This is a genomic window from Sphingobacterium multivorum (assembly GCF_900457465.1).
GTDB lineage: Bacteria > Bacteroidota > Bacteroidia > Sphingobacteriales > Sphingobacteriaceae > Sphingobacterium > Sphingobacterium multivorum.
This window is the reverse complement of sequence record NZ_UAUU01000008.1, coordinates 671730-695658: the sequence shown is the minus strand read 5'-3', so window position 1 is coordinate 695658 and position 23929 is coordinate 671730. Positions and strand designations below refer to the sequence as shown.

Genomic DNA, 23929 nt, shown 5'->3' with positions numbered 1-23929 from the left:
TGTCATATTAACTTCATTTTCTGTTTGAAAATTATCTCTTTCTCCCTATATTTAGGTAAGCATAAAGGAAAAGAGAAATGAAAGAAATAAATAAATTAGGTGCAATTGCATCTGTGTTTGCTATTGCCATTGCTTTGAGTGCATTTAGCTTCCAACAGGAAAAACCTAAAGAAGAACCAAAACCGACTAATCTCAAAGTTCTTCCCAAAAATATCTCCCACGATGAATTGATTTCCACTATGAAGGAATTTAATGTCGCATTGGGTGTAAAATGTGGTTTCTGTCATGCACCGTCGAAGGAAGATCCCAAAAAAATGGATTTTGCGAGTGATGATAACCACAAAAAAGAGATTGGACGAGCGATGATTAAGATGACCCAAAAGATAAACAAAAAGTATTTTAATCGAAGCTGGGATAGCTCGCCTGCCAAAGCTATTTCCTGTAAAACCTGTCATGGCGGAAAAGAAGAACCAGAAATGGTCTTAGCAAAAAACTAATCAAACCACATATTCATGTAACACCATAATACGCTGTATTGTGGTGTTTTTTATTTCTATTACATTTTAATGGAAAAAAGTTTTAGAACCAGAAGAATAAGACCATTCATTTTGGAAATGAATAAGGAACCGCGCGAAACTACGCTAAGCTAAGTATAAAAAATAGTCAGTAAATAAAAAAAGCTTCTCGATTGAGAAGCTTTAGTACCCGGAGCCGGAGTCGAACCGGCACGGTTTCCCACTGGTGTTTGAGACCAGCGCGTCTACCAATTCCGCCATCCGGGCATATCCGTTTGGGATGATGCAAAAGTAAGTAAAGTTTTTATTATTCCAAATCACTATACTGATCATTTTTAAAACTCATTGAAAATGAATGAGAAAATTTTAAAAAAACTTTTCATTGCCCTATAGAACGATTGAAAACGACCTTTTTTACGTATTTTTAATCAGAAAACAATCAAATGATCATGGAAAAAGTAAAACTCGGAAACAGTGAAATTGAATTCAAACCTCTTGTTTTCGGTGGAAATGTATTTGGCTGGACCGTCGATGAGAAACAGTCTTTCGCTCTGTTAGATGCTTTTATCGATATGGGATTCAGTCTTATTGATACATCCAACAACTATTCACATTGGGTGCCGGGACACAGTGGGTCAGAATCAGAAACAATCATTGGCAAATGGATCAGCAAAAGAGATATTCGCGATAAAATTCAGATTGCAACAAAAGTCGGCGGACGTCGAATAGACAATAGTAAACCTAATCTTAAAAAAGAGTATATTATTAAATCTGTGGAAGATTCACTCCTGCGATTGAATGTAGACACAATCGATCTTTATCAATCTCATCACGATGATCTGACAACTGGAATCGATGAAACACTGGAGGCTTATCATCACCTGATACAGAAGGGGAAAATAAAATGGATCGGTGCTTCCAACCTAAGTCCAGAACGGATTTCAGAATCCCTTCGTATAGCCGAAGACCACAATTTACCGTATTATATCGCTATTCAGCCCGAATATAACCTTTACGACCGGATGAAATACGAAGAGCAGTATGAACAATTGGCCCTCGATAATCATCTTGGCGTCATCAGCTATTATTCACTTGCCAGTGGTTTCCTGTCGGGTAAATACCGCTCTATTGATGACATCAAAGGTGCCAAGCGTTATGACGCATTAAAAGACAAGTTTAACACCCGCGGTCTGCGCATTTTAGATGTGTTGGCTGAGATAGCACATACACAACAAGCTAGCATGTCAGCTATAGCATTAGCGTGGAGTTTACACAGGCCTTCAGTTACAGCGCCAATAGTGAGTGCAACTAGTATCCAGCAGCTCGAAGAACTTAGCAGAGCTGTAGAAATCAAGCTGACACCGGAAGAGTATTACCTCTTAAACCAAGCAAGCGATTACTAGACCAAAAGCACAAAAAAACAATCTAGTATATTGAAAATAAGAACATTAAAAATATACTAATCAAGTTACCAAATAATATTTGGCCATACCGTATAGAAGAAAGTGAGCTGTTCTAAAATAAAGAAAACAGATGATTTAGATAACAAATATAAACCTCTGTTTTTCAGCTATAAATAATGTCCAACAAAATAATATCCTGTTGGCCATTTTTTGTTAAATATCTCTTTTATCAACCTGAGGCAACTTATCTTATTTTTTCATTCAGGCAGGATAAAATGGAAACAGGCACCATCGCACTGATATCTCCTCCATTAAACCACACGTCTCTAACAATGGATGAAGAAATATGTGCCTTTCCAGATCTACTCATCAAAAAATAGCTTTCAACATCATTATTGAGCAACAAATTATTTTGAGCAACAGCATTTTCAAATTCAAAATCATTGGTATTTCGGAGCCCACGCAATATAAAACGTGCTTTAACTTGCTTACAGAAATCTACTGTAAGACCTTTATATTTATGCACCTCAACCCTACTCACATCGTTAAAAACACGGCTAATTGAATCTACCCGTTCGTCGTGATCTAACATTCCTTTTTTATTGGCGTTATAGCCCACTGCAATAATAATTTTATCAAATAGCGGCATTGCTCTCTCAACAAGATCTTGATGAGCTAATGTAAAGGGGTCAAAAGAGCCCGGAAAAACAGCAATTTTCATATTAGATAGTCTTAGCGTAAAAAGAAAATGATGAATACCCGTATTTTCTAGTTTCTATAAAATTTGGATGATCTTCCATTTGTCTTGTTGACGGATGCTCAACAACAAGGAGCCCATGTTCATGCAGCAATTCCTGTTCAAAAATTAATTTTGGCAATTGTGGCAATTTAGGAATATCATAAGGTGGGTCTGCAAAAATAAAATCATAGGTATTCTTACAGCTGGCAATAAACTTAAATACATCGGCTTTCCTTGCTTTAATTTGCTCCAGTTTCATCTTCCCGGCTGTTTCATTGATATATTGCACACATTTGAAATGAAGATCTATTGCATCTACTGACTCCACATCTCGCGATGCGAGCTCAAAACTAATATTTCCTGTTCCTGCAAAAAGATCCAGACACTTTAAACTATCAAAATCCAGTCGGTTCTGTAAAATATTAAACAGCGCTTCCTTAGCGATATCCGTGGTTGGCCTCACAGGTAAATTGGTTGGTGGGTTCAGCCTTAAACCACCTAAACGACCTCCGATTATTCGCATAGTATAGAATCAAACAATACATTATATGGGGTCAAATTTGACTCGATCTCGCTATCCGCCAATACGACTTTTGTCTTCAAATCCAATATTTCGATATCACCCGCATAAGTAGAGATACGTTTATAATAGGATTCATTTGGAATTTCTCCTGAAAGGAGCACTTTATTGATGGAGTCTCCTAGATTGAATTGTGTTAAAATATTAAGGACATAGTAGCTGATATCATCAAGATTATGAATTTCAAAACTATTATAAAGCTGAAAAACCCCGTTTTTAAACAGATAAAAATCAACTGTATTTTCAGCTACAAAATGAAGCCCCAGCACACTCCCTCTAATAGATACACGCTCCTGGGCACGATCAAGCACAACCGCAAATTCGGGAAGTATAACAGCATCAGGAAACAACCGCTTCCACCTATTTAATAAAAGCCCATCAAACTGGTATACAGCAACTAAATTAAGATTATCTAAAGAATAGCTAAATGTATTTTCAAGATCAGTTGTACCTAAAAACTGTAGGTAATCGCTGATATTTTCGCTCAGAAAAAATTCTTTTGGAATAAACGTAAAAGTTTGATGTGGTATCACAACGCGGACAAATCGAAACGGAAGGCTCATAATCCGTGTGGCATCCAAAATTGGCTCCTCAGACGGATACTCGATCAAAATCGGTGCGATCGACTTTTTATCAACCACCGCCAAGACATCCTTCTGAAAGCCAGCCTTGACCAAAAGATTGTACTCCGGTAAATAATGAATATTAAATTGTTTTGAAATATAATTCATTCGCTGAATTGTAAAAATTAAAACTTCTTAGAGCAAAAATAGCTTTTTCTAGAGGATAAGACAAACCTTTTAAATAACTTTGAGGGTGTTCATCAAAAATCTGTTAATACAGCAATTCCCATGGCAAGCCACCGAACAGCAGTTGGAGGCTTTCGAATTATTGCAAGAATTTCTTCTCGCTTTTGACAAGCAATCCTGCTTTGTACTTAAAGGATACGCTGGTACGGGAAAAACAACATTAATTTCGGCGCTGGTTAAAGTGCTGCCTGCATTACGGAAAAAGGCTGTTCTGCTGGCGCCAACAGGCAGGGCGGCAAAAGTGATCACCTATTATTCTGGTCGCAAAGCACTGACAATACACAAAAAAATATACCGAAAAAAATCTGCTGTATCATTTCAGCTGGATTTCACCTTGGCGGAGAACCTGCACGAAGACACTTTATTTATCATCGATGAAGCTTCAATGATATCCAACGGACCTGTGAATGCATTTTCGGCAAGCCTGTTGGACGACTTGATCCGTTATGTACAATCGGGGAAGAACTGTACCCTATTATTTGTTGGAGATACGGCTCAATTACCTCCTGTAGGACTCCTGGATAGTCCTGCCTTAAACCCAAGCTATCTCGAAAGTGAATTTCATCTTTGCGTTTATCCTTTTGAGCTAACCACGGTTGTCCGCCAATCCAAAGACTCCGGTATATTGTACAATGCAACCAAAATACGCGAAGAGATAACCTCGGCAGAAGAAGATCAAGACGACTCCCCTTTTCCAAAATTCATAACAAAAGGATTTAAAGATCTTTACAGAATGACAGGTGAACGGTTAATCGAAGGTATAAACTATGCATATGACAAATATGGACTCGAAAATACCATGATTATCTGCCGTTCAAATCGATCTGCAAATTTATACAACCAAAATATAAGGAACCGAATTTTGTTCCGGGACGAGGAACTGACGGGCGGAGATTATATTATGGTTGTAAAAAACAACTACTTCTGGTTACAGGAAAACAACATGGGCGATGGATTTATTGCAAATGGCGATATGGCCAAAGTACGAAAAGTAAGTAACATCCACGATCAGCATGGATTTCGATTTGCAGATGTCACACTTGAATTTGTAGACATTGACGAAATAGAACCCATCACCTGCCGCGTTATCTTAGATAGCCTCTATACAGACGGCCCCAATCTGCCCTATGAAAGCCAAAAAGCTCTCTACGAAGAGATTGCCTTGGATTATGCCGATATCATGGATAAGAAGGACAGGCTCGAAGCAATCAAAAAAGACCCTTATTATAATGCGCTTCAGATTAAATTTGCATTTGCAATTACCTGCCATAAAGCACAAGGCGGTCAATGGCCAATCGTGTTTGTTGACCAGGGCTATATAAACGATGATATGTTGGATCTTGAATTTTTAAGATGGTTATACACTGGGGTTACCCGAGCAACAAAGGAACTTTTTCTGGTCAATTTCAATGAAAACTTCTATCCATCATAGGATTATTACACGAATCATTCGCAAAAGAACCTAATAATAGATATTTTTACGTTCAGAACCATTATTATACAATTATCTATATTATTAATGCATAAGTACTACTTAATCCTAGCGGCGAGCTTATTGCCCTATGTTAGCACTGCACAACAGGCGAAGGAAGCCCCTATAAAGTCAAATTATCAGCTGGCTGCAAAATTCTCCCCTGAAAAATTAAAGAAAATGATTTTTTCGACCCAGCATCAAACCAAATTGGATCAATTTTTCCGATCGCTTTTGGTATGATTACGCAAGTCCGCAGGGAAGAAACTGGTACATTGTAAACCCTGCGCTGAAAAAGAAAGAACTTCTTTTCAATAACGACAACCTCGCCGCACAAATTACTAAAATCGTTAAAAATCCTGTAGATGCACAACATTTGGAATTACAGGGCCTTCGATTTACCGAAGATGAGAAAAAAATTGAGGTTTCAGATTCAGAGCACCAAAGATACGGTGAAATCCAAAGATGAAATACAAAAGCTCAAGAATAAGTCCGATACCACCAAAAAGAAACTATTTTATCTGGAATATGACTTAGCAGCACAGTCTGTGGTAGAAATCAGCGACTCGACAAAGGTAAAACCGCCATTGGGTTGGGCGACATTCTCGCCTGACACCAATACAGTCTATTTTGCGAAAGATTACAACTTGTATTGGATGGACAAATCCAACTATCTTAAAGCGGTAAAGGATGAAAAAGACAGCACCATTGTTGAGCACCAGATAACAAAAGACGGGGTGCAATATTATGCTTGGGGCGGTGATGAATATAGCACAACTACGGGTGAGGAAAAAGATAAAGACAACGATACTAAACGCAAGCGGGTATGGATCAGCTGGTCTCCGGATGGACGTTATTTTACCTTGACCAGAAAGGACAACCGTTCTCTAAAGCCCTTATGGGTAATCAATAATGTTGGCTCATCCCGGCCGACACTTGAAACTTATAAATACCAAATGCCAGGCGAAGTCGATTCGACAGAAACTGAACTATATATCTTCGACGCGGCAGCAAAAACTCCACGCCGCATCAATATAGCTGCGTTTAAAAATCAGACCGTCTCTACCTGGACAAAAACCCCGGATAAAAATTCTATAAAGAGGATTATTTTACCAACTATTGGCTGGGCAATAACGAAGAGTTTTACATTTCACGCTCTAGCCGCGACCTGAAACGAATTGATCTCCTAAAGGTCAATATAAATGGTACGGTAAACAATATTATCCAGGAGCGTTCCAATGTATATCTGGATGTTCAAAAACCATTCCTGATCGAAAACAAGAAGCAATTAGTTCATTGGTCGGAAAGAGATGGCTGGGGCCACTACTACCTCTACGACACAAATGGAAAATTGATTAATCAAATTACAAAAGGAGCTTTTCATACGGAGGAAATTACCGGCTTTGACCCTGCTTCCGGAACATTATACTTTACAGCATCGGACGTGAGAAAAACGAAGACCCCTATTATCTACATCAGTACAGTGTAAATACAAATGGTTCCGGAATTAAATTATTAAATCCAGGAAACTTTGACCACCAAGTGGAAGTGAGCGAATCTTCCCGATATTTTGTCAATAATTCCTCCAGAGTAAACACGACTCCTGAATCCGTCTTATACAATAGCAATGGACAGAAAATAATGACACTGGAAAAAGCTGACCTATCCTTGCTATTTGCTGCAGGTTACAAATTTCCAGAACCTTTTAAAGTGAAAGCTGGGGATGGCACCACGGATCTCTATGGGTTATGTACAAACCATTTGACTTTGACAGTACCCGAACTTATCCAATTGTGGAATATGTATACCCTGGGCCTCAAACCGAAGCTGTCAATAAATCCTTTGGAAGAAGCATGGACAGAATCGACAGGCTAGCGCAGTTTGGCTTTATCGTCATCACAGTTGGTAACCGTGGTGGACATCCTTCACGTTCGCAATGGTATCATACCTATGGATATGGCAATCTGCGCGATTATGGTTTGGAAGATAAAAAAGTAGCGGCGGAACAGCTCGCAGATCGTTATAAATACATCGACATTAACCGCGTTGGTATAACTGGTCACTCCGGCGGTGGTTTTATGTCTACAGCGGCGATGCTTGTTTACCCTGACTTCTTTAAAGTTGCGGTGTCTGGCGCCGGAAACCATGAAAATCAGATTTACAACCGCTGGTGGAGTGAGCGTCATCATGGGGTGACAGAAAAAGTATCGGCTAAAGGCGATACAACATTCTCCTACCAAATCAATAAAAATACAGAGCTCGCAAAAAACCTAAAAGGCAGACTACTTATCGCTACAGGAGACATTGACAACAATGTGCACCCGGCAAATTCAATTCGCATGGTAGACGCATTGATCAAGGCTAACAAAAGATTTGATTTCCTGCTATTACCTGGACAAAGACATGGCTTTGGCGATATGACGGAGTATTTCTTCTGGAAAATGGGCGATTACTTTAGCCAATATCTGTTGGGTGATTCCAAGATGAACGAAGTTGACATGACTGAAATGAATCGAGAAAAGCCACAAAAATAACGGTTACATGACCTACAATGAAAAATTAGCATTTTTATCCGTTACCTTGAGATCTTTCGAGGTAACGGATTTTTCTTTGGAGATGCTCCAAGGAATAACCCTGGCTGATCTGCTGAACATCTCCTTAGAGAAGGATAAAAAGGTTGCCTTTCGCGCCGCATGGGTATTTGAAACCATCGTTTTAAAGAATACAGCGTTGCTAAAATCTGTTCTCCCGCAATTCTTGAACAATTTAAAAAAACAAAAAAACTGGAGTTGTCTTAGAAGCTATACTAAAATTCTATTATTTTTAACGTCTAAAAAAAATAAAGAATATATACTTCAAAATGAGATAGAAGAAGAAATTATCGAGCATTCCTTCCAATGGATGATCGAACCTGCATGTCCTGTCGCTGTATTGGTCAACTGCCTGGACATCTTAAATAACCTACGAAAAAAGTACCCTTGGATACATGAGGAGTTACAGGCTCAGATAAACTATTTCAACGAACAAAACCTAGTCCAGCCCTAATGAGCCGGACCAATAAAATTATTCAGCAGAAAAGTTAAAGTATCGTTTCTATTCGCGATTAAAACAATGTATTTCCTTTCGAGTGATTGACACGGCCCAAATGCTTATAAGCAGCTCGGTACATTCGCGCCCCCGCGAGGTCCGCATAATGTATCCTTCTTGAATCAGAAAGGGTTCGTAGACTTCCTCAATCGTACCTTCATCCTCCCCAACTGCTGTGGCTACAGTTTTTAAACCGACAGGTCCACCTTTAAATTTGTCTATAATAGTCGTTAAGATTTTGTTGTCCATCTCGTCTAAACCATTTTCATCCACATTAAGCGCGTGCAAAGCATATTTCGCTATTTCTTTATCGATGCTTCCGTTACCCTTTATCTGTGCAAAATCCCGTGTACGGCGCAGTAAAGCATTGGCTATCCGGGGTGTACCTCTGCTCTTCGTGCAATCTCATAGGCACCTTCATCAGAAATCGGTGTGTTTAAGATATGTGCCGAACGCAACACGATAGTTGTCAGGAGTTTCGCATCATAATATTGTAGGCGCGAATTAATTCCAAAGCGTGCACGCAAGGGGGCTGTCAAAAGTCCTGAGCGTGTTGTTGCCCCGATTAGGGTAAACGGATTAAGGGAGATCTGCACAGACCGTGCATTCGGTCCTGTTTCCAGCATAATGTCGATTTTAAAATCTTCCATTGCCGAATAGAGATATTCTTCTACTAAAGGGCTTAAACGGTGGATCTCATCGATAAACAAGACATCCCCCTTCTTCGAGATTTGTCAATAATCCTGCAAGATCACCCGGTTTATCCAATACAGGTCCCGAAGTAATTTTAATGCCAACACCCATCTCATTAGCAATGATATGGGATAAGGTCGTCTTTCCTAAGCCTGGGGGGCCATGTAGCAAAACGTGATCCAGCGCCTCGCCTCTCAGCCTGGCTGCCTTCACAAAAATATTGAGGTTCTCTAATATTTTAGCCTGACCTGTAAAATCTTCAAAAGCCTGAGGCCGCAATGCCCGTTCAATATCACGATCTGTGTTGCTCAGACGCTCTGGATTTGGATCTAAATTCTCGTTCATTGTAGCGATCTTTTAATTTCTCTTGTACCGCTTTCCGATACTTCCTAATTTCAATTGGATAACTCCAAAAAAAGCTTCCTTAAAGATACTTGTGCTCATCTTTGATGTGCCTTCGGTCCGATCTGTGAATATAATGGGTACTTCGACTACATCAAAGCCATATTTTATGGCGGTGAATTTCATTTCAATCTGGAAAGCATACCCTACAAACTTAATCTTTTCGAGTGGGATTGTCCTCAGGACTTCCCTCGTGAAACAAACAAATCCTGCGGTAGCATCCTGGATATTTATTCCCGTTATAAAAGAACATATACTGAAGCAAAATAGGACATCAACACACGGCTCATCGGCCAATTGACAACATTCACGCCCTTGATATAACGCGAACCTATGCTCATGTCTGCACCATCCGCACAAGCCTGCCGTAAACGAAGTAAATCCTCTGGATTGTGGCTGAAATCTGCATCCATTTCGAAATATAGCGGTAATGTTCGCGGATAGCGCCCATTTAAATCCATGGATATACGCTGTTCCTAAACCCAGCTTCCCGATTCGCTCTTCGATAAACAAACGGCCAGAAAATTCATTAACCTGTAAATTCTTGATGATTGTCGCCGTCCCATCGGGCGAACCATCGTCTACAATTAGAATATCAAATGCGTGTGATAAGGAAAAAACTTTGCGAATGATTTTTTCAATATTTTCCTTTTCATTATATGTTGGAATGATAACTAAACTATCCGTCACTTTTTTATATTTAAGACCAGTAAAGGTAATCATTTACGTTAAATTCTAGTACAGGAATTCGATGAAATCTACAGGATAATCAACAATACTCGCGAGAAAAGGCAGTAAACCCTTCAATCTCAAACCAACACACCAGTATCATAAATACACAGCATCAATAGATTGCACACTATAAAAAAGAGAAGCCCGTTACTTTGGGAGTAACGAGCTTTCATTAACCAATTATAAACTTAAATTATGAGACTGCAAATATGATGAAAATTGCTTTCAATTACAAATTTAATTGCGTTTTTATGCAACATTTTCAATACAATCTCTATTTTATTTTGCTAAATCGTTTATAAAACATGCACACTACCGCAGTCTAACGATCAACCTCTCCCAAAACGATATCAATCGATCCTAGGATCGCAATTAAATCAGCAATCAGCACCCCTTTTCCAAGTTCTGAAATCACGGAAAGGTTATTAAAGCTTGGGCCCCTTGACTTGACCCGCAACGGGATATCTGATTTATCTTTTGTGACAAAATAAAACCCTAATTCTCCTTTCGGATTTTCAGCACGGACATAGTAGTCCTGAGCTTTCAGATTCACTTTGTTCGGGACCAAAGCGCGCGGATCAAATTCGGCCGTACGTTTAAAGTCTTTCTGTAGTCGTTCAAGGCATTGTTCGACAATGCGAACCGATTCCTTGACCTCGTCCACCCTAACTTTATAACGATCCCAGCAATCACCGATTACCCCCATTTCACCTTTTCCCACAGGTATCTCGAAATCAATTTCCGGGTAGACAGAATAACCATCTATGCGTCTCAAATCCCATTTTATTCCCGAAGCACGCAGCATAGGTCCCGATACACCATAATTTATGGCTACATCAGCAGGAAGTACACCTATTTTAGCCGTACGGGAAATAAATATTTGGTTCTGTGTCAATATCTCATCCAGTTCGACCAATTTAGGTTTGAAATACGTGATAAATTCTGTACAGCGCTCTTCAAAGCCAACGGGCAAATCATAAAATAACCCGCCTACCCAGATATAGTTGTACAGCATCCTGGAACCTGAGGCCCATTCCAACATATTCATGATATGTTCACGATCCCGAAAACACCACAAAAATGGCGTTGTGGCACCGATATCAATACCATATGTACCAATAGCAATCAGGTGGGATGCTATTCGGTTGAGTTCACAGACCAAAACCCGAATGTACTCTATTCTTTTAGGTATTTTGCTGTCAAGGCCAAGCATACGTTCAACCCCCATAACGAAAGCATGGCTATTGTTCATCGAAGCCAAATAGTCCAAGCGATCGGTAAAAGGAATTGTTTTTGCATAATTCAACGATTCAGCATGCTTATCGAAACAACGATGCAGATAACCCAAATGTGGAACAACCTCTTTCACAATCTCTCCGTCTGTAATCAGTTGTAACCGAAGCACACCATGTGTCGAAGGGTGCTGAGGTCCCATATTCAACACCATTTCCTGACTTGAGATCTCTGTAAGGTGTTTTTCATAGCGCAGTAATGCCTCTTTATATTTTGGATTCGCCATTTCTATCAATTAATATGAATGCCATGATATTTCTCCGCTTCCTCATAATCCTTCCGTAAAGGATAGCCCTCCCAATCGTCAGGCAGCAAAATCCTTCTAAGGTCCGGATGTCCCTCAAAATAAATCCCCATCAGGTCAAATGCTTCGCGCTCATGCCAGTCTGCCGTGCGCCACACCGAAGTAAGCGAAGGAATCTCCGGTAGTTCATCCAGCGAACGATGACCAGACAACTCAACTTTTAAGACCAAATTGTGTTGATACGGCAAGGAATTTAAATGGTAGACAATGGTAAAATGCGTTTGATAATCCACTGCAGTAAGGTTGCTTAAAAAATCAAAATATAAGCCTTCTGTATCCCGGAGGAATAAACAAACGGCTACAATATCTGCTTTATCTATAAATAGTGCAGGCTGCAGCCCATTGCGATCTTCTTTAAGAATAAGTTGAGTTCCAAATTTGGAAACAAGCATCGATTTAATTTCGTCAAATGTCATATTTATGGAGCTATACGCGTAATCTTCCAGGAATCCGACACCTTTTTATAGACTATGCGATCATGTAGCCGGCTTGCACGCCCCTGCCAAAACTCAAAATAAATCGGTTTCAACAGATAGCCACCCCAATGTGACGGTCTCGGTACAGAATCGCTTCCATTGTATTGGTTTTCGAGTGCTTCCACCCTGTTTTCCAAAAAACTACGGTTGGGGATTTCATGGCTCTGCGGGGATGCTAGTGCACCGATACGGCTTGCTTTTGGGCGCGATTGGAAATATTCATCGGAATCGGCCTCACTTACAAAATCAATAACACCTTCAATTCGGACCTGCCTTTGTAATTCAGGCCAAAAAAACAACATGGCAACATGCGGATTCACTTTCATGTCTTCCCCTTTACGGCTTTCATAATTTGTAAAAAAGACCAGTCCTTCAGCTACAATGTCCTTCAATAAAACAACTCGCGAGGAAGGTAATTGATCGGATGACACCGTTGAAAGCACCATGGCATTAGGCTCGATTACCTCGCTGTGAATAGCCTCATCAAACCATTTTTTAAACTGGTGGACTGGATTACGATCCACATCCGATTCAGATAGGCTACCTAATACGTAATCCTGTCTGATTGCTGCAATATCTTTATGTTGAATGGACATAGAAACCTGTTTTATATCCCACAAACTTACTAAAATCATTGCTTTTTCTCTATAAAGTTAGTAGAAATTGACAAAATCTCAATTTTGGCACAAATCTCGCATAGATTAAATAAAAAAGATTAAATTCAATAAATAATTAAAATTCGCGCTATATGTTTACCGAACTAAACCCACAAAAAGGAAGTCTATTGATTTCCGAGCCATTTATGCTAGACCCTAGATTCCTCAGATCCGTGATATTGTTATGTGAATACAATACAGAGGGTTCCCTCGGATTTGTCCTAAATAATCAAACCAATGTTCGCATAGGCCAATTATTGGAATCTATACCGAATTGCAATTTCCCCATCTACGTCGGTGGTCCTGTGGCTCAGGAAAGTCTTTTTTTTGTACATAGCCGTTTTGATTTACTGCTAAGTGGCGAGGAAGTGGCTCCTGGAATCTATTTTGGAGGCGATGAAGAAAAGCTTATTGAAGCCATACAAACCGATAGCATAAAACCTGACGAATTAAAATTCTTTATCGGATATTCTGGATGGTCTGCCGGTCAGTTGGACGGCGAAATCAAAGAAAATTGCTGGGCTGTACAAAACAAATACCACCATCAGCTCATTTTTGAAGGTAATGGCGAATTGCTATGGAAGGATGCCATCATTGGATTAGGTCCCAAATATGCACATGTCGCCAACTTCCCACAGAGCCCAGGTCTAAATTAGCGAAAGGGACTTACGCTATATGACAGTTTGCTTTACGAGTCCGTAAATCACCGAATGAGCCTATGACAAAATAGGCGGTTTTCTGCCATCATGTCCTGTAGGGACGATTTGGAACACTGATTGTATGTTTTAAACAAATCATAAAATTAAAATAGCGACATACAAATTATGAATCCAGAAAAAGGTAGTATTTCAATTCACACGGAGAATATATTTCCCGTAATCAAAAAGTTCTTATACTCTGATAATGAAATTTTCTTGCGTGAACTGGTATCTAATGCCGTTGATGCTTCTCAAAAAATCAAACGTCTGGCTTCTTTGGGTCAATACCAAGGGGAAACAGGAGAATTGATTGTAGACGTAAAATTTGATGAAGCGGCCAAGACCATCACTATTTCCGATAATGGTATTGGTATGACAGCCGATGAAATAAAAAAATACATCAACCAGATCGCTTTCTCAGGAGCAACAGAGTTCATGGAAAAATTCAAGGAGGCAAATGACGCAAATGAAATCATTGGTCGCTTTGGTTTAGGCTTCTATTCCGCATTTATGGTAGCCGATACCGTAGAAATCCAATCTTTATCCTATCAAGATGGCGCAGAACCGGCTCATTGGACTTGCGATGGTAGTACATCTTACGAAATTTCTACGGGCTCAAGAACCACACGTGGTACCGACGTCATCTTACATATTAATGAAGAATCAACAGAATTTTTAAGCCAGGCACGACTACAGGACATTTTAGATAAGTATGCTAAATTTCTTCCTGTTTCAATCCGTTTTGGCACCAAAACAAATTCTGAACAGGACGGTGAAGACGAAGAAGGAAAACCAAAATACAAATCTGTAGAGGTAGATAATATCATCAATAATACCAATCCAGCCTGGACAAAATCACCGTCTGAATTAAAAGACGAAGATTATCTAGCCTTCTACCGCGAACTCTATCCATATTCAATGGATGAACCTTTGTTTTGGATACACCTCAATGTTGATTACCCATTCAACCTGACAGGTATCCTCTACTTCCCTAAAGTTAAAAATGAACTGGAAATCCAGCGTAATAAAATTAAACTCTATTCTCGACAAGTGTTTATCACCGATGAGGTGAAAGATATTGTTCCTGAATTCTTGATGTTACTTCATGGGGTAATTGATTCACCGGACATTCCGTTAAACGTATCCCGTTCATTTTTACAGGCAGACAGTAACGTAAAAAAAATCAACAGTTATATCACCAAAAAGGTGGCTGACAAATTGAACGAAATATTTAAGACCGACCGTAAGGGATTTGAAGAGAAATGGACGGATATCGGTTTATTTATCAAATACGGTATGCTTAGCGATGAGAAATTTGCTGAAAAAGCAAATGACTTCTGTTTAGTAAAAAACACAGGTAACCAAAGCTTCACCATTAAAGAGTATTACGAAAAGGTCAAAGATATCCAGGTAGATAAAGATGGTAACATTGTCTACTTATATACACATGACGCCGCTCAACAAGATGGCTTTATCCAAACGGCATTAAACAAAGGTTATGATGTTTTGATGCTTGATGGGCCATTGGATACACACTTTGCAGCTTATTTAGAGCAAAAGGGCGGCGATAAGGTACAGCTGAAACGTGTAGATGCTGACGTTATCGATAAGTTGATCCAAAAAGATGAAAAGGTTGAATTGGCCCTTTCAGAAGAAGAATCCAAAAAAAGCGCTGGAGGTTTTCGAAAAAGCAATTTCGCGCCAAGATATGAAAGTTGAAGTTGACGCGTTAAATGAAAGTGACCTGCCTGTATCGGTAACAATTGATGAATTTATGCGTCGAATGAAAGATATGGCCAAGACAGGTGGTGGCATGAATTTTTATGGTTCATTGCCGATAATTATAAGGTAACAGTCAATGGGAACCATCCGCTGATCAAAAGAATTTTATCGTCATCAGACGAAGAAGGTTCAAAACTGGCGAAACAAGCTTTTGATTTAGCACTCTTATCCAGAGGTTTATTGTCAGGAGCAGATCTGACATCTTTTGTGAAGAGAAGTGTAGAAATGATTTAAGGGTATTCCTTCTAATAAAAAAGGCGGTCTCTTTAATAGTAACCGCCTTTTTTATTAAAAATTGGACACAAATGACAAATTTGGAGCAGCCAAATGCATAGCATTATCAAAATGCAACCCTTTAGATGTTTTTTATTAAATTTAATAAACTAATCTTCACCCAGTTGGCTTTAAACGCTGTTTTTTTTTCAGTCAAATATTTGGAGGGAATAGGGTTTAATCGTACTTTTGTATCATCAAAATCACGGTAGGTATAGCTCAGTTGGTTAGAGCACTAGATTGTGGTTCTAGGGGTCGTCGGTTCGAGCCCGATTACTTACCCAAAAAGGCAGATCAAATGATCTGCCTTTTTTAATTTGATAAGTTCTCAGCCAACTAAACAAATTCTCCTTGACCAGCTACCCATCATCCTAACAAGCTTCAAAGGCAACTTCTTCCATTTTACAGTTCAGGCACAGGATCCATAAGTCCTGGATGGCGCGGATCATAAATAGCCACAGCAACTTTAGAGTCCGCACAACCATAATATAAAAACCATTTTTGTTTAAAAAAGACCAATCCTTCGATAAAAACCGTTCCATCTATATATTGCCCACTTTTTTCGAAAGATTCCATGGGGCGTAAAAACGGAACATCCATTCGAGCCAATACGCTTGTCGGATCTCGTGGACTAAACAAAACCTGTCCAGCGGAATAGGTATTTTTATTAAAACGCATATCCCCTTTCTCAGCATGATTCTTACCATTGTATAGCAATACAATTCCTTTATCAGTCAAAACTGCTGGAGGACCGCACTCTGTCAACGAACTATCAAAGTAACCATCCCTCGGCGAAATGAAGGCTTTCAGTGTACCTCTATTATCTGTTACGGGTTCCCAGTCAATCAAATTATCGGATGTGGCGCCATAAACACCATGTTCTCCCCAGTACAACCAATATTTCCCATTGATTTTAGCTATAACATGTTTGTTACCTTTCAATGTAGTCACAATAGAAGCCGATTTATGCGGTTCATTGACTAGAGTGCGCCTATTTCTCGAGTTCTTAAAAATAGGACCGTATTTAGTCCAGTGTTTCAGATCAGTGGATATTGCTACACCAAGCCGCGGTACCTTTCGGTTCCATTGGGTATAAAATAGCACAAAACGCCCATCCTCAGTCTGTGCTATCCGAGGATCTTCTGTCCCGCCAGGCCACTCGTTATCTTGCTGCTCATCAGGCCCCGGATAGAATATAGGCGTTTTCAGTCGTTCAAAATGAATACCGTCAGCACTAGCTGCTTACCCCAATCGGGAGGTCCGGTGGCCAATAGCTTTTCCTGTCCGATCTTCTGCACGATAAATGACATAGATACTATCTCCCCTTACTACTGCAGCAGGATTAAAAGTGTCGTTGTCCTCCCATCGAATTTCTTTCTTCAGCATTGGATCATAAAATACGGAACTCGTATCGGGCTCAATAATTGGATTGACACCTTTGGGCCGTTCAAAGCCTCCTAATACCCATTGTTCTTTTTTAAGCTTTCCAGCAGGCTGCACGCTGCAGCCGCATAAAAAGACGAACAGAATAGAGCCTGCAATTTTTACGATAATATTCATATTTTAATTGATTTCTATGGTTTTACATGTAGTAGCAAACAACAGCCTGTAAAAGTGAAAATTATAAATTGGTTACCACTGAAGAGCGATCGAAACTATTATTGATCATTCACAAATATAATGCTAATAGAAAAAAGTACCGCAAAAACAAGTTCAACAAAATTGAAATGGGACCAAAACTAAAAAACACAAATAAACAATTCAACGATAAATAACTCGAAATATTGCAATATATCGCAATACTACAACGATTATAATGACAAATATTCCAACATATAGCACAAAAACACTACATTTATAGCATGATATCCAAAGAAGAACGTCACGATTTTATATTAGTTAAAATCAAAAAGGAAAGGAAATTAGTAATGACAGAGTTAGCGGCCGAACTTGGTGTCTCTGAGCATACCGTCCGACGTGATCTTAAAGAACTATCTGACGCTGGCTTGCTCCGCGCTATTCGAGGGGGAGCCACTTTACGGTCAAACTTACCATTCGATATATACGACCGAAATAACCTTGATGTTATGGAGAAACAAGCCATAGCAGAAAAATCGATCACACTATTGAAAGATCATCAAGTCGTCTTTTTTGACGGTGGCACAACAACACAGGCAATTGCTGGCAACATTCCAGATAGCCTAAACCTTACTGTGGTCACACATAGTCTCCCGATAGCCAATATACTTGCAAACCTCCCAAACATCAGCTTGATTTTCGCGGGTGGCGCTTTCTGCAAATCATCTCTTACGATGCAGGGACAGCAAACTATTTCTACCTTTGAAGAAATATATGCGGATGTCAGCTTCATAGGTGTATGTAGCCTGGACCCCTATCGTGGACTTACGGCAAGAACTCGCGAAGAAACAGCTATCAAAAGAGTACTATGTAAAAATTCAATGAACATTGTTGCTGCCACAACGAGCAATAAGCTCGATACCCTGGCATCTTTTCTAACATGCCGCGCATCTGATATCAGTTATTTAATTACAGAAAAGGATCCTTCTGATCGCATTTTGCAGCCTTATGTCGAACAAGGTATTACAATTTTATAAGTTTACCATTTATGAACAATCTCAAACAGGAAGCCGCCAAAGCTGCTCTTCAACTTTTAGAACCTGATCAATTCATTGGACTAGGTGTTGGATCAACAATAGCTTATTTCATTGAATTAATTGCCAGTAGGGTCAGTTTTAAATCCAGCCTGAAATTTACATCGCCTTCTTTGGAAACCAAAATACTGCTCCAAGAAAATGGTCTTATTTGTATTGATAACAGTACCATAGCAACGCTGGATTATTATTTTGACAGCTGTGATCAGGTGGACATTCATTTAAATGCGTTCAAAAGTGGCGGCGGCGTACATACAGGTGAAAAGATTATGGCGAATATGGCAAAGCAATTTATTCTCTTGGTCGATGGCGCAAAGATGGTCGATAAACTGACCACAAAATATCCGCTATGTGTTGAAATTATTCCCGACGCCTGGCTATCGGTACTTAAAGAACTAAAATCAAGCTATTCTTCAGCGATATCAAACATTGTATTACGAAAATCTGAACAAAAATCGGGGCCTCTACTATCTGAGAGAGGTAATTTCCTGGCAGACATTTATTTTTCTAAACTGCCTGATATTTTTGATTTGAATAAACAAATCAAACTCATTACAGGCGTTGTAGAACATTCACTTTTTTATCAACTGTGTTCGGTATGTCTTCGAGCAACAGAAGATGGCGTAACACATCACTTTGCAAACCGCATTGTAGAATCGAACACGGACAAAAAAAGCACGCAATAGCATTAAATTTTATATTGAAGTCCAACAAGTAGCAAGACTGCGCTAAAATATTTTAATCAACATGAAACACACTCAAATTAACACAGGAATACTAAGTTTTGGCATGTCAGGACGTGTTTTTCACGCGCCATTTATACATACCAATCCACATTTCAATCTCAGCGCTGTTGTAGAACGGTCGAAAAAAAACGCACATGAATTTTATCCGGCAATAAAAAGCTACGATAATATAACTGAATTACTAGCGGATGAAAGCATCGAACTGGTCATTGTGAACACACCAAACTATACCCATTTCCAATACGCAAAAGACGCCCTAGAGGCAGGAAAACATGTTTTGATAGAAAAACCTGCCGTTGATGATTCTACACAATTCGATACGCTTCTTGCCATCAGCAAAAAACAAGGAAAAGACTTATTTTTCTATCAAAACAGACGATATGACAGTCACTTTTTAGACATTAAAAAAGTGATCGAAAGTGGAGAATTAGGAAAACTGATTGAAGTGCATTTCAGATTTGATCGCTATAAAATGGAATTGGGACAAAAATACTTTAAGGAAGATACGCAGTATATTTCCAATGGTATCACTTATGACCTAGGCCCGCACCTTATTGATCAGGCAATCTCACTTTTTGGAAAACCGGTTAAATTTACCAAGACAACATCCATCAACAGACCCGATTCTAAAGTTGCAGATTATTTTCACTATCATCTTTATTATCCAGCTGGACTGAACGTGTATTTAACAGGCAGTTTACTTGTCGCCTCTCCGCAGCCCGCCTTTGTCTTACATGGTACAAAAGGGAGTTTTATCAAGAATATGACGGATGTGCAAGAACAGCAATTGCTAGATGGTATGCTGCCCGACGATCCATCTTATGGCCTTGAGCCAGCCGGCCTCGAGGGAAAACTTGTTACGATAGACGTATCAAATCAAAAACATCAGTCTTTAGTAACGCCACATACAGGAGATTACAATCAGCTGTTTGAAGCCATTTATGAAAGCTTAAGAAATAATATCGATTACCCTATTAAAGCGGATCAGATTAAATGGCAGATTCAATTGCTTGAAGCTGAAAACACCTAAGTTTTTAAACAATCAAATGGCAGCACGGTTCAAGAAAAATAATAGGTGCTGCCATTTTTAATTTGATTCCCAAAGGCATTCGTTCGGTTCAATATGGATCATCACATGACTAAGATCAGGAATATGCGCAACCAAGTGGTCTTTGAGTTTATGCGCCAGCTCATGCCCTTCTCTTACCGTAATTTCACTATCGACAATAGCGTGCAGATCGACGTGATATTTAGCCCCCGATTTGCGGACAAAACATTTTTCCGTGGCTTTTATCCCATCTACTTTTAATGCTTCTTGCCGGATATTGTCAATGACCTCATCGTATACATTTTCATCCATGATCTCGCCAAGCGCCGGTCTGAAAATATGGTAACAGTTATAAAGTATAAATCCAGCGGCAAATAATGCCGCGTAGTCATCCGCATTTTCATATCCCTTTCCGAGCAACAATGCAATAGATATCCCAATGAAAGCTGCAACTGACGTTATCGCATCGCTTCGATGATGCCAAGCGTCTGCACGAAGTGAAGAACTATTAGTTTCTTTACTTTTCTTCATAACGATCCTATAAGAAATCTCTTTCCACACAATGATACCACCCAGAACAAATAAGGTCCAAGGCTTTGGCAGGTCATGTGGCGTTCCTATATTCTCAATACTTTCATAAGCGATTATGGTTGCAGAAACAATAAGAAAACCAACGACAATAAATGTAATGAGTGGTTCTACCCGACCATGACCATAAGGGTGATTGTCGTCGGCAGGTCGTTGCGCATATTTTAAACCGAGGAGCACTAGAAATGAAGAGAAAATATCTGCCGTTGACTCAATTGCATCCGCTATCAGCGCATAAGAGTTTCCAAAGAAACCAGCTAACCATTTTAATAATGCCAGTGATGCATTACCTACAATACTAAAATAAGTCGTTCTGACTGCAGTCTGCTCTTGAAGTTCGGACATAGCTATAAATTAACTTGACACCGCGAAAATACTGTTTTTCTTTTCAAATTCTATTCTCCAGCTATAGAAAATAGTGATCACAACCTTCGAGCTTTAGCTACCGCTCGCGATATCCTCCAATGCTTTTTTTATCTCAGGGGCCCCATAGTCACGGCTTCCTTCCAGACGCTCCACGATCTTACCCGCTTTATCCAAGATAACCGTTGTTGGTATGGACTGTCCTAAGAATTCTGCAGGAATTTCACCCGCTGCTATGTAAAGTGGTAGATGATACTTGTTTTCGGCCATGAATGCTGAAGACTTTTCCATGTCGCCATCAACATCTACCATGAGAAAAACGATATCTTTATTATCTTTAAGCGATTGCCTAAGCTGGTCAATAGAAGGTAGTTCATGAATACATGGGGGACACCAAGTCGCCCAGAAATTAATAAACACGACCTTACCTTTTAAAGCACTTAATTGAAGAACCTTACCCTCTTTATCCTTAAAAGATAACTCCTGCGTTGTGGTTGCAGTGTCAGCAATAGCTTCAGCAGGTCCCTCGACCTTTTCGGCCTTGGCCTCATTTTTAGTGCCTGTGTTTCCACAGCCAAAAAATAAACTGGTCGATAAAGCCGCAAGACCAAAAAAAATAATTCCTTTATTATACCTAATATTCATCGTCTTCTGTTTCATTAAATTATGCTATTTACAAATATATTACTGTCCACCAATCGCGGAGACCTCGTCTATCCAATCCTTCTGGGAGAAATTTCTCAAAACATTAGCTAATTTAACCTTAATTATTCAAGACCACAAGTATTACACACAACTCCACAACATAAACCATTGATCAATAACAAAATAAGCAACAATAAAATTAAAAAATTAACAAGAACTTTTCCGACATTTAAGAGCGTGAACATATCGTTGACCAAAAGACAATTAATTGAATACACCATGAATCTCCCAGCAAATCATTTCAAAAAATGCGTATCAATATGTTTCCTGTTATTCATCACCATCCAGCTTAATTTCGGACAATCCTCCTCAACTAAATTCAACAGGCTATATCAGCTAATAGCATCAAAAGATTTCTTCACTGCCCGCAACCTGTTTAGGGTAAATAAACCTTTCTTAAACGCCAATGAGCAAGTTTTTATTTTGGCAATACTCGATAACGCCTTTAACAAACCCATCGCTTCAAACAAAAAAATAGCACTATTGAGCGCAGCAACAGAAGAATTACCCGACACACTGCGACTAAAATTACGGCGTGTTCAGGAAGATAATTTTGTCAAACTGAAAGATTACGCGGGGGCAAAACAGACAACCCAGAAAATCCTACTCGACTTCGATCCTTTGCTGTCAACAGATACAAGAGCGGATCTCAGAAACAATCTAAAAATCTGGTCAGCACTAGAACATGTGCGGCCACAGCTTATAGAAATCAACGCCGATACCCGTCTTAAAATGACGAAAGATAAAGCCGGGTTGAAGAATCTAACACTAACAGTCAACGGCGATACGGCAAGTTTTATATTTGATACCGGAGCAAACCTATCGACAGTCACAGAGTCCGTGGCCAAACGTCTTCATATGGATCTTATCCGTGCAGATATTGATGTAGACGCCATTACCGGTGTTTCTATCAAAGCCGATTTGGCCGTTTGTAAACAATTAAAACTTGGTAGCATCAACATTTCAAACGCAATATTCCTGGTTTTCCCAGACAGCGCACTTTGTATCCCGCAAATTGGCTATCAGATCAATGGTATAATAGGCTTCCCTGTTATTGAAGCACTGCAAGAAGTACAGCTTACCCAGGACGATTTTTTCATTGTACCCAAGAGACCTACAGTTTCATGGAAAGCATCGAATCTTGCAATAGATGGGTTATCACCGCTTATTGCCATTGACGGAAAGCACTATACTTTTGATACAGGAGCTGAAAAAACAATCCTTTATGCACCATTTTACGAAACCTACAAATAACATATCGAAAAACAGGATATACCGACCAAGGTCGCCATGGGAGGCGCAGGCGGTCAAGTTGAATATGACGGATTTGTTATACAACATACATTCCATATTAGCGATAAACCGATCGCTCTTAAAAATATAAGCCTATTAAAATCGAAGATTAAGAATGAAACCGTGTATGGAAATATAGGACAAGATATTATTCGCCAATTTTCTATAATGATACTAAATTTTAAAGATATGTTTATCCAATTTAATTAACAGAAAGCTAAGCTCGGTTTAGTCTCATCACAATACCCCATAAAAAACCCCTAAAGGTTGGACAAAACTTTTAGGGTATTTTTATGGGGTTCTATAGATTTATTGAACAATTAGGCGGAGTAGGCCGTGGCATTAAAGCCCTTCTTTTTGATAATTTCAATGATTTCTTCCTCCGAAACGCCTTCAGCTTTTACAGTCAGAATTTTGTCTGCATTTGTGGTGTCAACATTCCATTCACAGATACCGTCCACACTATCCAGATCAGCGCTTACTTTGGACACGCATCCCCCACAAGTAAGGTTTGTTTTAAATTGAAGTTCTTTGCTTTCCATGTTATTTAATTTTAATGTTATTAATCTATTTAATTATCTATACAAATATCCCTTTAATT

Annotated in this window: 24 protein-coding genes, 2 tRNA genes and 3 pseudogenes; 15 read left to right on the top strand and 14 right to left on the bottom strand. The window is 39.3% G+C overall.

Translation table 11 applies throughout. From position 1 onward, the window contains the following. Positions 1-77: 77 nt before the first annotated feature. Positions 78-497 carry a c-type cytochrome gene (locus DTA23_RS11635; protein WP_112374791.1) on the top strand — a complete coding sequence of 140 codons (420 nt, stop codon included), beginning with the start codon at positions 78-80 and terminating at the stop codon, positions 495-497. A 205-nt stretch (positions 498-702) separates the two neighbouring features. Here DTA23_RS11635 and DTA23_RS11630 read toward each other — a convergent pair. Further along, a tRNA-Leu gene (locus DTA23_RS11630) sits at positions 703-782 on the bottom strand. Between the two features lie 182 nt (positions 783-964). On the opposite strand from DTA23_RS11630, the gene DTA23_RS11625 reads away from it, so the two are divergent. Beyond that, on the top strand, positions 965-1918 hold the full coding sequence (locus DTA23_RS11625) for an aldo/keto reductase (RefSeq protein WP_112374840.1): 954 nt from the start codon (positions 965-967) through the stop codon (positions 1916-1918). Between the two features lie 244 nt (positions 1919-2162). Here DTA23_RS11625 and coaD read toward each other — a convergent pair whose 3' ends face one another. From coaD to DTA23_RS11610, 3 genes are read right to left on the bottom strand one after another with little or no spacing between them, the layout of a single operon-like run. After that, complete coding sequence (gene coaD / locus DTA23_RS11620) at positions 2163-2639, bottom strand: pantetheine-phosphate adenylyltransferase (protein WP_112374790.1); 477 nt, start codon at positions 2637-2639, stop codon at positions 2163-2165. Position 2640: 1 nt separating this feature from the next. After that, complete coding sequence (gene rsmD / locus DTA23_RS11615; protein WP_112374789.1) at positions 2641-3180, bottom strand: 16S rRNA (guanine(966)-N(2))-methyltransferase RsmD; 540 nt, start codon at positions 3178-3180, stop codon at positions 2641-2643. After that, a complete protein-coding gene (locus tag DTA23_RS11610; protein ID WP_070564222.1) occupies positions 3171-3968 on the bottom strand; it encodes a DUF3822 family protein in 798 nt (265 codons plus the stop codon). Before DTA23_RS11610 ends, rsmD begins: the two co-directional genes overlap by 10 nt. Before the next feature lie 85 nt (positions 3969-4053). Between DTA23_RS11610 and DTA23_RS11605 the strand changes: the two genes are divergently transcribed. From DTA23_RS11605 to DTA23_RS11595, 5 genes and pseudogenes are all read left to right on the top strand, one after another. Further along, positions 4054-5478: an ATP-dependent DNA helicase gene (locus DTA23_RS11605; RefSeq protein WP_112374788.1), complete on the top strand. Its 1425-nt coding sequence runs from the start codon at positions 4054-4056 to the stop codon at positions 5476-5478. Between the two features lie 404 nt (positions 5479-5882). Further along, a pseudogene (locus DTA23_RS29095) lies at positions 5883-7006 on the top strand (DPP IV N-terminal domain-containing protein). 53 nt (positions 7007-7059) lie between these two features. Further along, complete coding sequence (locus DTA23_RS29085) at positions 7060-7392, top strand: hypothetical protein (RefSeq protein WP_256603484.1); 333 nt, start codon at positions 7060-7062, stop codon at positions 7390-7392. After that, positions 7371-8051 (top strand): alpha/beta hydrolase family protein, encoded by a 681-nt coding sequence (locus DTA23_RS29080; protein WP_256603483.1) that lies wholly within the window; start codon positions 7371-7373, stop codon positions 8049-8051. Before DTA23_RS29085 ends, DTA23_RS29080 begins: the two co-directional genes overlap by 22 nt. 7 nt (positions 8052-8058) lie before the next feature. Next, positions 8059-8562: a HEAT-like fold family protein gene (locus DTA23_RS11595; RefSeq protein ID WP_112374787.1), complete on the top strand. Its 504-nt coding sequence runs from the start codon at positions 8059-8061 to the stop codon at positions 8560-8562. 58 nt (positions 8563-8620) lie between these two features. On the opposite strand, the pseudogene ruvB reads toward DTA23_RS11595, so the two are convergent. From ruvB to pdxH, 5 genes and pseudogenes are all read right to left on the bottom strand, one after another. Then, positions 8621-9642: pseudogene (ruvB, locus tag DTA23_RS11590) on the bottom strand (Holliday junction branch migration DNA helicase RuvB). Between the two features lie 12 nt (positions 9643-9654). Continuing rightward, positions 9655-10422 (bottom strand): glycosyltransferase, encoded by a 768-nt coding sequence (locus DTA23_RS11585; protein WP_256603481.1) that lies wholly within the window; start codon positions 10420-10422, stop codon positions 9655-9657. Positions 10423-10753: 331 nt separating this feature from the next. Beyond that, positions 10754-11950, bottom strand: a complete 1197-nt coding sequence (locus tag DTA23_RS11580) for an NADH-quinone oxidoreductase subunit D (RefSeq protein WP_112374786.1) — start codon at positions 11948-11950, stop codon at positions 10754-10756. Positions 11951-11955: 5 nt separating this feature from the next. Next, positions 11956-12444 carry an NADH-quinone oxidoreductase subunit C gene (locus DTA23_RS11575; RefSeq protein WP_112374785.1) on the bottom strand — a complete coding sequence of 163 codons (489 nt, stop codon included), beginning with the start codon at positions 12442-12444 and terminating at the stop codon, positions 11956-11958. A 2-nt stretch (positions 12445-12446) separates the two neighbouring features. Next, the gene (gene pdxH / locus DTA23_RS11570) at positions 12447-13100 is read right to left on the bottom strand and encodes a pyridoxamine 5'-phosphate oxidase (protein WP_112374839.1); all 654 of its coding nucleotides are present in this window, start codon (positions 13098-13100) and stop codon (positions 12447-12449) included. Between the two features lie 152 nt (positions 13101-13252). Here pdxH and DTA23_RS11565 point away from each other — a divergent pair, with 152 nt between their 5' ends. The 4 genes from DTA23_RS11565 to DTA23_RS11555 all read left to right on the top strand — a co-directional run bounded on the left by DTA23_RS11565 (position 13253) and on the right by DTA23_RS11555 (position 16195). After that, positions 13253-13816 (top strand): YqgE/AlgH family protein, encoded by a 564-nt coding sequence (locus DTA23_RS11565; RefSeq protein ID WP_112374784.1) that lies wholly within the window; start codon positions 13253-13255, stop codon positions 13814-13816. A gap of 168 nt (positions 13817-13984) precedes the next feature. Then, positions 13985-15577 (top strand): molecular chaperone HtpG, encoded by a 1593-nt coding sequence (htpG, locus tag DTA23_RS11560; RefSeq protein WP_256603478.1) that lies wholly within the window; start codon positions 13985-13987, stop codon positions 15575-15577. Then, a complete protein-coding gene (locus DTA23_RS30380; protein ID WP_256603476.1) occupies positions 15567-15710 on the top strand; it encodes a hypothetical protein in 144 nt (47 codons plus the stop codon). The genes htpG and DTA23_RS30380 overlap by 11 nt, the downstream gene beginning before the upstream one ends. 411 nt (positions 15711-16121) lie before the next feature. After that, a tRNA-His gene (locus tag DTA23_RS11555) sits at positions 16122-16195 on the top strand. Between the two features lie 120 nt (positions 16196-16315). Here DTA23_RS11555 and DTA23_RS11550 read toward each other — a convergent pair. Both DTA23_RS11550 and DTA23_RS29070 read right to left on the bottom strand, forming a co-directional pair. Continuing rightward, a pseudogene (locus DTA23_RS11550) lies at positions 16316-17140 on the bottom strand (glycoside hydrolase family 130 protein); the annotation flags it as partial. Positions 17141-17155: 15 nt separating this feature from the next. Beyond that, complete coding sequence (locus tag DTA23_RS29070; protein ID WP_239468865.1) at positions 17156-17473, bottom strand: hypothetical protein; 318 nt, start codon at positions 17471-17473, stop codon at positions 17156-17158. Between the two features lie 302 nt (positions 17474-17775). On the opposite strand from DTA23_RS29070, the gene DTA23_RS11545 reads away from it, so the two are divergent. The 3 genes from DTA23_RS11545 (at position 17776) to DTA23_RS11535 (ending at position 20361) form a co-directional block, all read left to right on the top strand. Next, positions 17776-18528: a DeoR/GlpR family DNA-binding transcription regulator gene (locus DTA23_RS11545; protein ID WP_083295861.1), complete on the top strand. Its 753-nt coding sequence runs from the start codon at positions 17776-17778 to the stop codon at positions 18526-18528. A gap of 11 nt (positions 18529-18539) precedes the next feature. After that, positions 18540-19271 carry a ribose 5-phosphate isomerase A gene (gene rpiA, locus DTA23_RS11540; RefSeq protein ID WP_070564256.1) on the top strand — a complete coding sequence of 244 codons (732 nt, stop codon included), beginning with the start codon at positions 18540-18542 and terminating at the stop codon, positions 19269-19271. Positions 19272-19332: 61 nt separating this feature from the next. Next, positions 19333-20361, top strand: a complete 1029-nt coding sequence (locus tag DTA23_RS11535) for a Gfo/Idh/MocA family protein (RefSeq protein ID WP_112374783.1) — start codon at positions 19333-19335, stop codon at positions 20359-20361. A 57-nt stretch (positions 20362-20418) separates the two neighbouring features. Here the strand turns inward: DTA23_RS11535 and DTA23_RS11530 are convergent, their stop codons facing one another. Together DTA23_RS11530 and DTA23_RS11525 are read right to left on the bottom strand one after the other, a co-directional pair. Further along, positions 20419-21312, bottom strand: coding sequence for a cation diffusion facilitator family transporter (locus DTA23_RS11530; protein WP_112374782.1), 894 nt, complete (start codon positions 21310-21312; stop codon positions 20419-20421). Positions 21313-21405: 93 nt separating this feature from the next. Further along, positions 21406-21975: a TlpA family protein disulfide reductase gene (locus DTA23_RS11525; protein WP_112374838.1), complete on the bottom strand. Its 570-nt coding sequence runs from the start codon at positions 21973-21975 to the stop codon at positions 21406-21408. 279 nt (positions 21976-22254) lie between these two features. Between DTA23_RS11525 and DTA23_RS11520 the strand changes: the two genes are divergently transcribed. Further along, on the top strand, positions 22255-23289 hold the full coding sequence (locus DTA23_RS11520; RefSeq protein ID WP_146753064.1) for a retropepsin-like aspartic protease: 1035 nt from the start codon (positions 22255-22257) through the stop codon (positions 23287-23289). Between the two features lie 359 nt (positions 23290-23648). Here DTA23_RS11520 and DTA23_RS11510 read toward each other — a convergent pair whose 3' ends face one another. Then, positions 23649-23870, bottom strand: coding sequence for a heavy-metal-associated domain-containing protein (locus tag DTA23_RS11510; protein ID WP_112374779.1), 222 nt, complete (start codon positions 23868-23870; stop codon positions 23649-23651). Between the last annotated feature and the right edge of the window lie 59 nt (positions 23871-23929).

Excerpts from the sequence above, each read along its gene's own strand:
- DTA23_RS11585 (WP_256603481.1), bottom strand. The coding sequence starts at position 10,422 with ATGATTACCTTTACTGGTCTTAAATATAAAAAAGTGACGGATAGTTTA.
- DTA23_RS11610 (WP_070564222.1), bottom strand. The coding sequence starts at position 3,968 with ATGAATTATATTTCAAAACAATTTAATATTCATTATTTACCGGAGTAC.
- DTA23_RS11530 (WP_112374782.1), bottom strand. The coding sequence starts at position 21,312 with ATGTCCGAACTTCAAGAGCAGACTGCAGTCAGAACGACTTATTTTAGT.
- coaD (WP_112374790.1), bottom strand. The coding sequence starts at position 2,639 with ATGAAAATTGCTGTTTTTCCGGGCTCTTTTGACCCCTTTACATTAGCT.
- DTA23_RS29080 (WP_256603483.1), top strand. The coding sequence starts at position 7,371 with ATGGACAGAATCGACAGGCTAGCGCAGTTTGGCTTTATCGTCATCACA.
- DTA23_RS11545 (WP_083295861.1), top strand. The coding sequence starts at position 17,776 with ATGATATCCAAAGAAGAACGTCACGATTTTATATTAGTTAAAATCAAA.
- DTA23_RS11520 (WP_146753064.1), top strand. The coding sequence starts at position 22,255 with ATGAATCTCCCAGCAAATCATTTCAAAAAATGCGTATCAATATGTTTC.
- rpiA (WP_070564256.1), top strand. The coding sequence starts at position 18,540 with ATGAACAATCTCAAACAGGAAGCCGCCAAAGCTGCTCTTCAACTTTTA.
- DTA23_RS30380 (WP_256603476.1), top strand. The coding sequence starts at position 15,567 with ATGAAAGTTGAAGTTGACGCGTTAAATGAAAGTGACCTGCCTGTATCG.
- DTA23_RS11575 (WP_112374785.1), bottom strand. The coding sequence starts at position 12,444 with ATGACATTTGACGAAATTAAATCGATGCTTGTTTCCAAATTTGGAACT.
- rsmD (WP_112374789.1), bottom strand. The coding sequence starts at position 3,180 with ATGCGAATAATCGGAGGTCGTTTAGGTGGTTTAAGGCTGAACCCACCA.
- pdxH (WP_112374839.1), bottom strand. The coding sequence starts at position 13,100 with ATGTCCATTCAACATAAAGATATTGCAGCAATCAGACAGGATTACGTA.
- DTA23_RS11525 (WP_112374838.1), bottom strand. The coding sequence starts at position 21,975 with ATGAATATTAGGTATAATAAAGGAATTATTTTTTTTGGTCTTGCGGCT.
- DTA23_RS11565 (WP_112374784.1), top strand. The coding sequence starts at position 13,253 with ATGTTTACCGAACTAAACCCACAAAAAGGAAGTCTATTGATTTCCGAG.
- DTA23_RS11595 (WP_112374787.1), top strand. The coding sequence starts at position 8,059 with ATGACCTACAATGAAAAATTAGCATTTTTATCCGTTACCTTGAGATCT.
- DTA23_RS11625 (WP_112374840.1), top strand. The coding sequence starts at position 965 with ATGGAAAAAGTAAAACTCGGAAACAGTGAAATTGAATTCAAACCTCTT.
- DTA23_RS11535 (WP_112374783.1), top strand. The coding sequence starts at position 19,333 with ATGAAACACACTCAAATTAACACAGGAATACTAAGTTTTGGCATGTCA.
- DTA23_RS11510 (WP_112374779.1), bottom strand. The coding sequence starts at position 23,870 with ATGGAAAGCAAAGAACTTCAATTTAAAACAAACCTTACTTGTGGGGGA.
- DTA23_RS11580 (WP_112374786.1), bottom strand. The coding sequence starts at position 11,950 with ATGGCGAATCCAAAATATAAAGAGGCATTACTGCGCTATGAAAAACAC.
- htpG (WP_256603478.1), top strand. The coding sequence starts at position 13,985 with ATGAATCCAGAAAAAGGTAGTATTTCAATTCACACGGAGAATATATTT.
- DTA23_RS11635 (WP_112374791.1), top strand. The coding sequence starts at position 78 with ATGAAAGAAATAAATAAATTAGGTGCAATTGCATCTGTGTTTGCTATT.
- DTA23_RS29070 (WP_239468865.1), bottom strand. The coding sequence starts at position 17,473 with ATGAATATTATCGTAAAAATTGCAGGCTCTATTCTGTTCGTCTTTTTA.